We start from the raw sequence: 12,402 nt of genomic DNA, 5'->3' as shown, positions 1-12,402 counted from the left end.
AAATTTTGTATGTATATCTTTTTTTTAGGAATAATAAAAAGGAATATATACAAAAGGAGTACATTAACGATGATTGAGGTAGGGACGAAATATCAGATTTCTAAAGGAATTAAAGGTTTTTATAACTCAGCAGAAACTTTAACTGTTGTTCGTAATTATGGAATGACCATCCAATTTACGTTAGGTGATGGAAAAGGTCAAGGAGCAATGCCGATTCAACATTTGCAGTACTTATTAAAAAGAGCAGATCTTACACAAGTGAAGAGTAAGAGAATGCTGTTAAATTCAGAAGAAATGGAAGAACAAGCTAATTAGAGATTAAAACTCTGGAGGCACCATCTAGAATGGCGCCTTTTTTTCATGCTCATTAAAAAAGGAGGGAAGTGGAACTTGTCAGTTTTGCAGAAATTTGGCAATCATACATGTTATAATGAAACTATCAGACAGTAATGAATATTCCATTTCTTTACGATAGATGTGTCGAGCAAAAGGAGGTTCGAAATGAAAACAGTAGAAGAAATCATGACGAAGATTGATCAATGTTTGACCCCTGGCAATACATTATTTGAAGCTTTACTTTTCATGAAAAATTCGAAATGGAATACAGTTCCCATCATAAATTCAAATAAAAAGCTTGTGGGTGTTTTTACGAGAAGCTCTTTATATAATATGCTTTTGGCTGATTTACATAAAAATACGCCGATTATAAATTATATCATCAAGGATGTCGGAACGATCTTAGCTGATACTCCTGTAGAAGTGTTGGATCAAATCTTATTGGATAGTAAAGTTGGGACTGGAATTGTTATTAATGAAGCCCAAGAACCGATTGGCTTATTAACACAAACAGATGCTCTCATGAACTATCTGCAAGAAACGATCCTTTTAAAAGGGCAGCTTGAAACTGTTTTACATACGTCCAATTTAGGTGCTGTTATGACGGATGAAAATAATAAAATCATATTTGCAAACCCCAAGCTTGTTGAAATGATAGGAAGAAATGAAAAGGATATACTAAATCAAAGACTTGATGACCTCCTCCCGAAAATTAGTGCTGAAGAAGGAACTCAGTTTAGAGTACAACTGCAGTCCGAACATTTTATCGTTCGGCTTTCTAAATATGATATGGCAAATGGTAAACAAGGGTATATCACATTATTGCAAAATGTATCAGAGCTTGAGAAAATGGCACAAGAACTGGAGACTGTTAAAAATTGGAAAAGTATTCTTCAATCCGTTCTTCACAATGCTTATGACGGATTAGTGATGGTCAATGAAAAACAGGAAATTATATTTATTAGTCCATCTCTTTTGGAGCTGTTTGATCTTCACGAAAAGACATTGGAAAACACACTAGTAGAGGATGTACTGCCGCATCTGCAATTAAGCCAAGCCTTAAAGACGGGAGTTGCAGATATTAGCGATTTTATGGAGGTAAAAGGAATTACCTATATGGTACATCGCATCCCTGTTTACCAAGAAGACCGGATTATCGGGGCGATCGGAAAAATCGTTTACAGGCAGCTTCATGAGGTACGGGAACGTTTTAAGAACTTTGAGAGCAGTGAGAAGAAATCACTAGTTTCAGAGAAAAAAATAGAAAAATCGCGTTTTACCTTCGATGAAATTGTGTCCGAAGATCCTCAAATGGAAAAATTGAAGCGAAGCGGAATGAAGGCCGCAAAAGGGAAAACAACCGTGTTAATACGCGGGGAAAGCGGAACAGGGAAAGAATTGTTTGCACATGCGATTCATAGCTCCAGTCCTTTTTCCCATGGACCGTTTATTACAGTCAATTGCGCAGCTATTCCAGAGCATTTACTAGAATCTGAGTTTTTTGGTTATGAAGAAGGTGCGTTTACTGGGGCTAAGAATAAAGGAAAAATTGGGAAGTTCGATATGGCAAATGGGGGGACTCTTTTTCTAGATGAGATTGGCGATATGTCTTTACAGCTGCAAGCTAAGCTATTAAGCGCTCTTCAAGAAAGAGGATTTTATCGTGTTGGTGGTACCGAAAGAGTGGAAGTCGATGTAAGAATCATTGCGGCGACAAATCGTCCTTTAGAAAAGATGGTCAGCGAAGGGACGTTTCGTGAGGATTTATTTTACCGGTTGAATGTTATTTCCTTCGACCTCCCGCCATTACGGAATCGAAAAAAGGATATTCTTCTATTAAGCGAGAAATTTATTCGTGAATTAAACAAGCAAAATGGAACAAGTATAACGAGCTGGGATCCGATGGTAGAACAAGCGTTAATTGACTATGATTGGCCTGGGAATATTCGTGAACTTCGTAATGTTTGGGAAAGGGCTATGGTTTTTGCAGAAAATGGAAAAGTACAAATAGAAGATTTACCAGATTATGTCGTAAAAAAAATTGGATATGAAGTGTTTATCGATGAAGATGAAGAAACTTCGACTCTGCCATTATTAGAAAAAGTGGAACAGCTGGCCATCCGTAAAGCATTACAAGAATCAAATGGCAACAAAACAAAAGCTTGTCAAATTCTTGGGATCAGCAGGTCTGTCCTCTATGACAAATTAAAGAAATATGAGTTTGCGAATTAATCGAGAAATATCTTATAATGGGAAATTTTGCGGAATGACGTTGAGAAAAACAATGGAATTTGACTAGATCTCCCATTTTTTCTTTACAAACAAAGTGTGTAAGGATTATCGACAACTTTAAATGATGAATGTCGCACTTTCAAACACAATCTTTTTTTAGTAATACGAATATAGCCATTTACCGTATTTTTAAAGTTGGCACGATACTTGCATTATATAATTGTCGAAACATTTATTAAATTTACGCAATTTAGAATTAAGTGGGAGGGGTATAAACATGAAAACTAGAATAACAGAGTTACTAGGAATTGAGTATCCAATTATTTGTGGCGGTATGTTCCAGGTTGGCAGAGCAGAATTAGCTGCTGCTGTATCTGAAGCTGGTGGACTTGGTGTTATCACATCGAAAACACAGGTTACACCTGAGGGGCTTCGCAGTGAAATTCAAAAAATTAAAGCTTTAACGAAAAAACCATTTGCAGTAAACCTTAATTTATTCCCAAGTCAAACAGCAACTCCAAATGAGGAATTTATTAAAGTATTAATTGAAGAAGACGTTAAAATTGTTGAAACAAGCGGTAGAAGTCCTAAGGAACTTATGCCATTGTTAAAAGCAAACGGTTTCAAAGTTCTTCATAAGGTGGCAGGAGCAAAATATGCTGTTTCCGCTGAAAAATTAGGCGTTGACGCAGTCATTGTGGTAGGAAACGAAACAGGAGGACATCCTGGTATGAGTGATGTTGGATCTCTTGTTATGCTTCCTCGTGTAGTAGATTCTGTAAGCATTCCAGTTATCGCTGGTGGTGGTTATGCTGATGGAAGAGGTTTAGTGAGTGCGCTAGCATTTGGAGCAGAGGCTGTTGTAATGGGAACTAGATTCATGGCAACTGATGAAGCGCCAATTCACGATAATGTAAAACAGTGGATGGTAGAAGCTGATGAAAATAATACCATCGTTGTTCAAAGAAACATTGGAAGCCCTTCCCGCGTTGCCTTGAACGCAGTAAGTAAGGAAGTAGATCGTCTAGAGCAAGAAGGAGCAACGATTGAGCAACTGCTTCCATTAATCACTGGACAAAGAGCGAAGAATGTTTATTTTGAAGGAGATCTAGACGGAGGAATTTGGTCTTGTGGTCAATCTGTAGGTTTGATTAAAGAAGTTCTACCTATTAAAGAACTATTTAAGCAAATCACAGATGAAGCAAATCAATCACTAGAATTTATTCGTAAAAGTCTTTCTTCACTATCAAATGTTTAAGCAAGGGTGAGGAAAAAAACTGATTAATCCATTCTATTTATTAAAACGTGTTCATACTATTACAGGGTGGAAAGAAATTCTGCTCAGAATAATAGACAAATATATTACTAGAGTACCTACATAAAGGACTTTAGAAAAAAATTTAGGGGGAAATAAATATGCGTGAAGTAGTTATTGTAGAAGCAGTTCGTACACCAGTTGGAAAAAGAAATGGAGTGCTAAGCACAGTTCGTCCTGACGATTTAGCTGCAAAAACATTAAAAGAGCTAGTTAAACGTGCTGGTATCGAAGCAGGGCTTGTTGAAGACGTAATCATGGGTTGTGTTGCGCAAGTTGAAGAACAAGGATTAAATATTGCCCGTTCAGCATTATTAATGGCTGATTTCCCAACACATGTTCCAGGAACAACACTTGATAGACAATGTGGTTCAGGTCAACAAGCTGTTCATTTTGCAGCGCAAGCTATCTTAGCTGGTGACATGGATGTTGTCATTGCTGGTGGAGTAGAAAGCATGTCAAGAATTCCAATGGGTGCTTCTCGTCAAAAATCTACATGGAGCGAAACATTAACTTCAAAATATGAAATGATTCACCAAGGTTTATCTGCAGAACGTATTGCTGACAAATGGGGTTATAGCCGTCGCCAGTTAGATGAATTCTCACTAGAAAGTCATGAAAGAGCTCTTAAAGCACAAGCTGAAGGCCATTTTGATCGTGAAATTATGCCGATTGAAGTAACGCTGGAAGATGGAACAACAACTGTTGTTACAAAAGATGAAGGTCCTCGTGCTGGTTCTACTATTGAAAAATTAGGATCTTTACAGCCTGCATTCATGAAGGGCGGTAAGATTCATGCTGGTAACTCAAGTCAAATGAGTGATGGTGCAGCTGCCCTTTTATTAATGTCTAGAGAGAAAGCAGAAGAGCTTGGACTTAAGCCAAGATTCCGCGTTGTATCTCGTGCAGTAGTTGGTTCTGATCCAACTCTTATGTTAACTGGCCCTGCTGAAGCATCTAAAAAAGCACTTGCTAAAGTTGGCTTAACAATTGACGATATGGATACTTACGAAGTAAACGAAGCATTCGCACCAGTTCCAATGTTATGGATGGATGAGTTAAAAGCAGATCCTAAAAAGCTTAATCCAAATGGCGGTGCGATTGCATTAGGTCATCCACTTGGATGTTCTGGAGCTCGCTTAATGATTACAATGATGCACGAATTAGAAAGAACTGGCGGCCGTTACGGACTTCAAGCAATTTGTGAAGGCGGCGGAATGGCTAACGGTACGATTATTGAGAGAATCGGCTAATTCAATAAATTAGTGAATGAAATAGGTTAATAAATATGAGGTTGGCTTGTTTTCTATAAAATGAGCCAATCTACATAGTATTTTTATGAAGATTTTTCAAAATATTTGGAATAGAGGAGAGATTTAGATATGGAATTAAAGGGTCTAGTAGCAGTTGTAACTGGAGGAGCTTCAGGTTTAGGTGAAGCGACTGTAACACGTATTGTTGAAAATGGAGGACGTGCAGCTATTCTTGATTTAAATGAAGAAAAAGGTGCAGCCCTTGTTGAAAAATTAGGTTCTGACAATGTTTTATTTGTAAAAACAAATGTTACAAGTGAAGAAGAAGCTCAAAGTGCGATCAATCAAACAGTTGAAAAATTCGGAGCAATCCATGCTAACGTTAACTGTGCTGGAATCGGTGCTGCTCAAAAAACTGTTGGTAAAAATGGTCCATTTGATCTTGCAACATTTAACAAAGTTATTCAAATCAACTTGATTGGTACATTCAATGTGCTTCGTCTTGCTGCAGAAAAGATGATCCAAAACACTCCAAATGCAGACGGTGAAAGAGGAGTCATCATCAATACAGCTTCTGTAGCAGCGTTTGATGGACAAATGGGACAGGCTGCATACAGTGCATCAAAAGGGGCAATCGTTGGTATGACATTGCCAATCGCACGCGACCTTGCTAGAGAAGGAATTCGTGTAAATACAATTGCTCCAGGTCTAATGGATACTCCATTATTTGCTGGTGCCCCTGAAAAAGTTCGTAATGCATTAGGTGCAATGGTTCCATTCCCGCAAAGATTGGGTTATGCGTCTGAATATGCTCATTTTGCAGCTTCCATTATTGAAAATGCTTATTTAAATGGAGAAACTATCCGTCTAGATGGCGGTATTCGTATGCAGCCTAAATAAGAATTCTGCTAAGTATGTCCAGCTTTAGATTGATGATCTGAAGCTGGATTTTATCACTAACAGCATGATCCTGACTCATTTAAAACATATGTTTGAAAAATGGGTCTATATTTATTTATTAAGGTTTCTATAAGCATAGCAGAATAGGCGAATACATACTTGTAGTCTCTAAATCAAGGAGAGCTCCTTCCCTTTAAAAGGAGTTGTCGGCATCTATATTCAAATAGAAATGGAGTGGAGCTATATGGCAAATTTAGTTCATCTTGAAGCAAGTAATGGAATTGCGGTTGTTACCATTAATAACCCGCCAATGAATGTTCTGAGTGGACAAGTAACAAAGGAGTTAGGCGAAGTTTTCACGCAAATTGCAGAAGACTCAAATATCATTGTTGCGGTAATACGAGGCGAAGGAAGCCGCGCATTCATGGCCGGAGCTGATATTAAAGAATTCCCGTATTGGCTTGAAATGAGTAAAGAAGAAGTTAAATCTATGAACATGGAATCACATAGAGTTCTGAACTTTATTGATAATCTTCCAAAGCCGACGATTGCCATGTTAAATGGGATAACGTTTGGCGGAGGCTGTGAACTAGCACTTACTTGTGATATTCGCATTGCCGAAGATCATGCCCAAATTGGCCTGCCAGAAGTGAAACTAGGACTTTTCCCTGGCGGGGGAGGCACACAAAGATTACCAAGATTAGTAGGGGAAGCAAAAGCAAAAGAATTAATGTTCATAGGTGACCCATTAACAGCAGAGCAAGCATTACAAATTGGACTGGTCAACGCAGTAGTTCCAAAGGGAGAAGGAATGGAAGCAGCACTTGCTATGGCGAAAAAGATGGCGGGATACTCTCTTCAAGCTTTAACAAGAATTAAGAAGGCTGTAAATGAAGGAAACGATAAATCTTTTGATGAAGGACTAGAAATAGAAGCAGATTTATTCGCTGATATTTTTGGAACAGAGGATGTGCGTGAAGGGGTTCAAGCCTTTATCGAAAAGCGTTCACCTTCTTTTAAACATAAGTAATTTAATATATAAAAAGAATAATAGATGGAGGAATAAATCATGGCAAACGCAAATTCAATTAAACAAATTACAGTAGTGGGTTCAGGTGCAATGGGTTCCCAAATCGCAATGGTTTCAGCGCTGGCTGGATATCAAGTCTATTTACAAGACATTAGTGAAGAAAGCTTGAAGAAAGCGGAAGACTTCCTGCACATGCAATTAGATAAGCGGGTTGCTAAAGGTAAGCTTACGCAAGAAGTTGTCGATAGTGCATTTTCTAGACTTCAGTTTGTTACATCACTGCAAGAGGCAGTAGAGTCTACAGATTTTGTGATTGAAGCCATCGTTGAAAAATTAGATGCAAAACGCGAGGTTTTCAGTCAGATTGATAAGTTAGCCCCAGCACATGCCATTATCGCTACGAATAGTTCGACGATTGTAAGCTCACAAATTGCTGATGCTACAAACCGTCCTTCTCAAGTATGTAATATGCATTTCTTTAACCCGGTTCTTGTGATGGAATTGGTTGAAGTTGTGAAAGGACCGCATACTTCGGAAGAAACAGCTGAAATTGCAGTTGACTTAGTGAAGAAGATTAATAGGGTACCAATTCTGCTTAAGAAAGAAATATCTGGTTTTGTTGCGAACAGAATGCTTGGGAAATTAACACAGGAAGCGATTTTCTTATTAGAAAATGAAATCGCTACAGTTGAAGAAATTGACTTAGCTTGTACAAAAGCACTTAACCATCCAATTGGACCGTTTGCATTAATGGATTTAACAGGTATTGATGTCAGCTACTATATTGGCATGCAGCGTTATAAGGAATCAGGAGATGAAAAAGATAAGCCGGCTAAAGTCATTGAGGAAAAATTCTTAAAAGGTGAATATGGCAGAAAAACGGGAAAAGGATTCTACACTTATTCTTAATACCGAGACATGTCTTGTTCGAAATTTAATTAAGGAGTTATGTCAATGACATTTGATCAAAAAACGATGAAGGCAGCGCGTTTTTATGAATTAAAAGAACCCTTAAAAATCGAATCTATTCCAGTTCCAACGATAAAAGACGATGAAGTGCTAGTCCAGGTTAAAGCGGTTGGTTTATGTGGATCAGATGTATCAATAGCCATTGGCGGATACATTATTCCTACGCAAAATCCGATTACATTGGGGCATGAAGCTGCAGGAGTTGTTGTAGAAGTTGGCAGTCAAGTAGAAGACTGGAAGCCTGGTGACCGAGTATCTCTTTTCCCAGGAGTGAAATGTCGTTCCTGCTTTAACTGTCTTTCTGGAAACGAACATCGCTGTACGAACGCCCAAACTATGGGAGTTAATCGTGATGGAGCATTGGCGGAGTACATCGCATGGCCCGCTAAAAGCTTAGTGAAACTTCCTGATAATTTGCCGTTTACAATTGGTGCAATTATTACTGATGCGGTTGCGACGCCATACCATGCATTAAAGTATCGCGGGGGACTAGAAAAAGGGGAGTCCATAGCTATTTATGGTGCAGGCGGCCTTGGAATGCATGCGATTCAAATAGCAAAATTCCTAGGAGCCGGAAAAATAATTGCAGTGGATGTTCGTGAGGAACAGCTTGAACGAGCAAAAAAAGCCGGTGCAGATATTACCATTAATGCTGAAGTAGAAAACCCGGTGAAAAGAATTAAAGAAGAGACAAATGGTCAAGGTGCTGATATTTCTGCTGAGTTTATCGGAAATAAAGTCACATATGACCAAGCGATCAGTTCAATAAGATGGGGCGGCAGAGCGGTCTTTGTCGGAATCGGTCCTGAACCAGTTTCTGTCAAGCCGTTAAAGCTTATCCAGAGGCAATTAGATCTTCGAGGTTCGTTTGGCTTTAGAATCGATACGATTCGTGAATTAGCCAAGCTTGCAGCAGAGGGACAGCTAGAGCTGGAGAGTTCCATTACTCATACTTTTACACTTGAAGAGGCCAACAAAGCTCTTGAGTATCTTCATAAAAAAATTGAAAATCCAATCCGTGTCTTAGTAACATTTCCTTAAAAGGGAGCTGCTAAGAGAGGTTAAGGTACTGTATTTATGTCCTGATAATTCGGAATTATCAGGACATTATTTAATATCGGGAGGGAATAGGATGAACCATGATAATTTGCATTTAGGTTTAAGTCTACATACAAAAAATAGGGGCAACGACACTGCATTAGTATATGAAGGGAGTTCACTTACTTTTTCAGAATTTAATCATCGGGTAAATTCCCTTGGACATTCTATGCTGTCACAAGGTATTAAAAAGGGAGACCATGTGATTTTATATATGAGAAACCGATTGGAAATGATCGAAATCTTTTATGCGATCTCGGCAATTGGTGCGGTTGCGGTACCGATTAACTATATGGTTCGCGGTCAAGACCTTATCCAGCTTGTAAACAGCTCTGATTCTGTGTTTGCTTTTGTTGAAATTGAAAAATATCCTGACTTTACAGAAGGATTAGCAAAGTTTACAAGAATCAACGAAAGCAATACAGTGCTGGTTGGTGATCTTCCAAATGGATTAAATGAGAATTTTCTTGTTTATCATACATTCTTAACTTCTGGCAATCAGAAGGAAATTCAGGTGCCAGTAGGTTCACAGGATTTATCTGCTTTTATTTATTCCTCCGGTACCACCTCTCTTCCTAAAGGGATTATGCTGACACATGGGGCATTATTAACGCGTGTTCTTCGCTTTGCGATTGAATGGGGTCTCTCCTATAAAGATACGGTTCTTATTACTGTACCGCTATATCACAGTATTGGTCATGCATTAATGCTCACTTTAAGTGTACTAGGCTGCAAGCTGGTCGTAACGAGAGAATTTGATCCTGAAAAGACGATAAAGTTGATGCAGGATGAGAAGGTGACATGTTCTATTTTTGTCCCTACTCAGTATACGATGATGCTGCAGGTGCCTACGATTGATCAATATGACTTGTCATCTGTAAGACTCTTAATTTCGGGTGGAGCTCCTATTATTGCGGATACGAAAAAATTAATCATGGAAAAATTCAGCTGTGAATTCAGTGAGTTTTTTGGAAGTACAGAAACAGGAGCCGTCGTTGTGCTCAGGCCAAAAGATGTGATTAGAAAAGCAAAATCAGTTGGTCTACAGGCGGAGTATGCAGAAATACGTCTCGTTGACAATGAAGGTAAGGATGTAGCAATCGGTGAGGAAGGAGAATTTGCTGTTCGCTGGGGAGGTCTCTTTTCTGGTTATTATAATCTTCCTGAAGAAACGAAAAAGTCACATATGGAAGATGGCTGGTTCTTGCTAGGCGATATTGGAAAAATGGATGAAGAAGGTTTCTATTATCTATTGGATCGAAAGAAAGATATGATTATCTCGGGCGGTGTCAATATTTACCCAAAAGATATAGAAGAGGTCATCTATACTCACCAAGCTGTCTTAGAAACGGCTGTGATTGGATCGCCTGATGAAAAGTGGGGAGAAAATGTTAAGGCCTTCGTGGTTCTGAAACAAGGACAGAAGGTCGAAAAAGAAGAGCTGATGGAATATTGTAACCAAAAATTAGCGAAATTCCAACGAATTAAAGAGGTAGAGTTCCTTTCTACTTTGCCTCGCAATCCATCTGGGAAAATTTTAAAAAGAGAACTTCGACTTATTAAACAGGACAATCATTAAAAACAATAAGAATATACCCAATAAGGAGCACATATCTATGATTTATCGTGCTCCTTTCTTAATAAAATGCATGAAATTTATATTGTATGCTAGAAGATTAGGATACATTTTATCGGAATAGTTTTACTAAAATTTAAAATATTGAGAAAAGTGTATACAAATAAACAATCGTATTATATAATTTAGACAGATTAACAGTAATGGGTAAGGTTGTTTATTATGAGATATCTGAATTTTTTGAATAAGTTTGTTGCAGGACGAAAAAAATTCATAATTTTAATCCATTTCTAATCTGTTATATACATAGAAATAAAACAATTGTTTGTTAGATTGTTAGCATCCAAGGTATCTATCTGTTTTGCGTGTTCTATTTATTCAAATAAAACAAATCAAAAAATGGAGGGATTTAGTAATGGTATTTGAAATGTCTGACAGAACTAAAGAGTTGAAAGAAAAGTTAATCGCTTTCATGGATGAAGTTGTCTACCCAAATGAGTCTGTTTACAAAGAGCAACTTAATCAAGGAAGCACTAGATGGGAAAGCCCGCCAATTATGGAGGAAATGAAGGCAAAAGCTAAAGAAGCCGGACTATGGAATTTATTTATTCAAAGTAAAGAGCATGGGCCTGGGTTAACAAATCTTGAATACGCACCATTAAAAGAAATTATGGGTCGTTCTTCTATTGCTCCAGAAGTATTTAACTGTGCAGCACCAGATACAGGGAATATGGAATTGTTGGAGCAATATGGCTCACCTGAGCAAAAAGAACAATGGCTTGTTCCTCTATTAAAGGGTGAAATTCGTTCAGCATATGTCATGACAGAACCTGATGTGGCATCATCTGACGCCACGAATATCTCAACTAGAATTGAGAGAGACGGAGATGAATATGTAATCAACGGCCGGAAATGGTGGATTTCTGGTATTATGGACCCGCGTTGTAAGCTGTTAATTGTTATGGGAAAAAGCAATCCTGATGCAGATAGACACAAGCAGCAATCAATGATTATTGTTCCAATGGGAACACCGGGTGTAACAATTGAAAGATATTTGCCAGTATTCGGCTATGATGATGCTCCACATGGTCATGCGATTGTTGAATTTAAGGATGTTCGCGTACCTGCTTCTAATATGATTCTTGGTGAAGGCAGAGGATTTGAAATCGCGCAAGGAAGACTTGGACCTGGCCGTATTCATCACTGTATGCGTTTAATTGGAATGGCGGAACGTTCTCTAGAGTTAATGTGTAAGCGTGCTCAAGAACGTGTAGCATTTGGTAAGAAAGTTTCTGAGCAAGGTGTGATCCGTAATTATATTGCTGAGTCCAGAATTGCGATCGACCAGGCAAGATTGTTAACGTTAAATGCGGCACATATGATGGATACAGTCGGAAATAAAGTTGCTAGAAAAGAAATCGCAATGATTAAGGTAATTGTTCCAAACATGGCGTTGAAGGTTATTGATCGCGCTATTCAAGTACATGGAGGCGGGGGAGTAAGTGATGTATTCCCATTAGCTAGCATTTGGGCGCATGCTCGTACTTTAAGATTAGCAGATGGACCAGATGAAGTTCATGCTGAAGCAGTTGCTAAACTAGAATTGAGAAACCATAGCTAATTCAGGGACTAAGTAATCTAGCAATCAATAGATAAAAGAAGGGTAGCGGAGGATATACTTTTCCTCTCTGTT

Annotated in this window: 10 protein-coding genes; all 10 read left to right on the top strand. The window is 38.3% G+C overall.

Annotation, left to right across the window (positions count from 1 at the left end; genetic code table 11):
• Nucleotides 1-69 precede the first annotated feature (69 nt).
• The 10 genes from CZ487_RS16140 to CZ487_RS16095 all read left to right on the top strand — a co-directional run bounded on the left by CZ487_RS16140 (nt 70) and on the right by CZ487_RS16095 (nt 12,330).
• Nucleotides 70-315 carry a hypothetical protein gene (locus tag CZ487_RS16140; RefSeq protein ID WP_077213310.1) on the top strand — a complete coding sequence of 82 codons (246 nt, stop codon included), beginning with the start codon at nt 70-72 and terminating at the stop codon, nt 313-315.
• A 186-nt stretch (nt 316-501) separates the two neighbouring features.
• The gene (locus tag CZ487_RS16135) at nt 502-2,568 is read left to right on the top strand and encodes a sigma-54-dependent Fis family transcriptional regulator (RefSeq protein WP_077213309.1); all 2,067 of its coding nucleotides are present in this window, start codon (nt 502-504) and stop codon (nt 2,566-2,568) included.
• 220 nt (nt 2,569-2,788) lie between these two features.
• Nucleotides 2,789-3,826: an NAD(P)H-dependent flavin oxidoreductase gene (locus CZ487_RS16130; RefSeq protein ID WP_272914206.1), complete on the top strand. Its 1,038-nt coding sequence runs from the start codon at nt 2,789-2,791 to the stop codon at nt 3,824-3,826.
• 158 nt (nt 3,827-3,984) lie between these two features.
• The gene (locus tag CZ487_RS16125; protein ID WP_077213307.1) at nt 3,985-5,136 is read left to right on the top strand and encodes a thiolase family protein; all 1,152 of its coding nucleotides are present in this window, start codon (nt 3,985-3,987) and stop codon (nt 5,134-5,136) included.
• Between the two features lie 129 nt (nt 5,137-5,265).
• Nucleotides 5,266-6,036: a 3-hydroxyacyl-CoA dehydrogenase gene (locus CZ487_RS16120; RefSeq protein ID WP_077213306.1), complete on the top strand. Its 771-nt coding sequence runs from the start codon at nt 5,266-5,268 to the stop codon at nt 6,034-6,036.
• Nucleotides 6,037-6,280: 244 nt separating this feature from the next.
• On the top strand, nt 6,281-7,066 hold the full coding sequence (locus CZ487_RS16115) for an enoyl-CoA hydratase (protein ID WP_077213305.1): 786 nt from the start codon (nt 6,281-6,283) through the stop codon (nt 7,064-7,066).
• Between the two features lie 39 nt (nt 7,067-7,105).
• Nucleotides 7,106-7,975, top strand: a complete 870-nt coding sequence (locus tag CZ487_RS16110) for a 3-hydroxyacyl-CoA dehydrogenase family protein (RefSeq protein WP_077213304.1) — start codon at nt 7,106-7,108, stop codon at nt 7,973-7,975.
• Between the two features lie 45 nt (nt 7,976-8,020).
• Complete coding sequence (locus CZ487_RS16105; protein ID WP_161949658.1) at nt 8,021-9,076, top strand: alcohol dehydrogenase catalytic domain-containing protein; 1,056 nt, start codon at nt 8,021-8,023, stop codon at nt 9,074-9,076.
• 91 nt (nt 9,077-9,167) lie between these two features.
• A complete protein-coding gene (locus CZ487_RS16100) occupies nt 9,168-10,712 on the top strand; it encodes a class I adenylate-forming enzyme family protein (protein ID WP_077213303.1) in 1,545 nt (514 codons plus the stop codon).
• Nucleotides 10,713-11,124: 412 nt separating this feature from the next.
• A complete protein-coding gene (locus tag CZ487_RS16095; protein ID WP_077213302.1) occupies nt 11,125-12,330 on the top strand; it encodes an acyl-CoA dehydrogenase family protein in 1,206 nt (401 codons plus the stop codon).
• Nucleotides 12,331-12,402 lie beyond the last annotated feature (72 nt).

This window comes from Robertmurraya dakarensis (assembly GCF_900156875.1).
GTDB lineage: Bacteria > Bacillota > Bacilli > Bacillales > Cytobacillaceae > Robertmurraya > Robertmurraya dakarensis.
Note: the sequence above shows the minus strand (reverse complement) of the source record. Positions and strands in the feature narration are given on the sequence as shown.

Coding starts and splice junctions, on each gene's coding strand:
- CZ487_RS16105 (WP_161949658.1), top strand. CDS start 8,021: ATGACATTTGATCAAAAAACGATGAAGGCAGCGCGTTTTTATGAATTA.
- CZ487_RS16110 (WP_077213304.1), top strand. CDS start 7,106: ATGGCAAACGCAAATTCAATTAAACAAATTACAGTAGTGGGTTCAGGT.
- CZ487_RS16115 (WP_077213305.1), top strand. CDS start 6,281: ATGGCAAATTTAGTTCATCTTGAAGCAAGTAATGGAATTGCGGTTGTT.
- CZ487_RS16100 (WP_077213303.1), top strand. CDS start 9,168: ATGAACCATGATAATTTGCATTTAGGTTTAAGTCTACATACAAAAAAT.
- CZ487_RS16095 (WP_077213302.1), top strand. CDS start 11,125: ATGGTATTTGAAATGTCTGACAGAACTAAAGAGTTGAAAGAAAAGTTA.
- CZ487_RS16135 (WP_077213309.1), top strand. CDS start 502: ATGAAAACAGTAGAAGAAATCATGACGAAGATTGATCAATGTTTGACC.
- CZ487_RS16140 (WP_077213310.1), top strand. CDS start 70: ATGATTGAGGTAGGGACGAAATATCAGATTTCTAAAGGAATTAAAGGT.
- CZ487_RS16125 (WP_077213307.1), top strand. CDS start 3,985: ATGCGTGAAGTAGTTATTGTAGAAGCAGTTCGTACACCAGTTGGAAAA.
- CZ487_RS16120 (WP_077213306.1), top strand. CDS start 5,266: ATGGAATTAAAGGGTCTAGTAGCAGTTGTAACTGGAGGAGCTTCAGGT.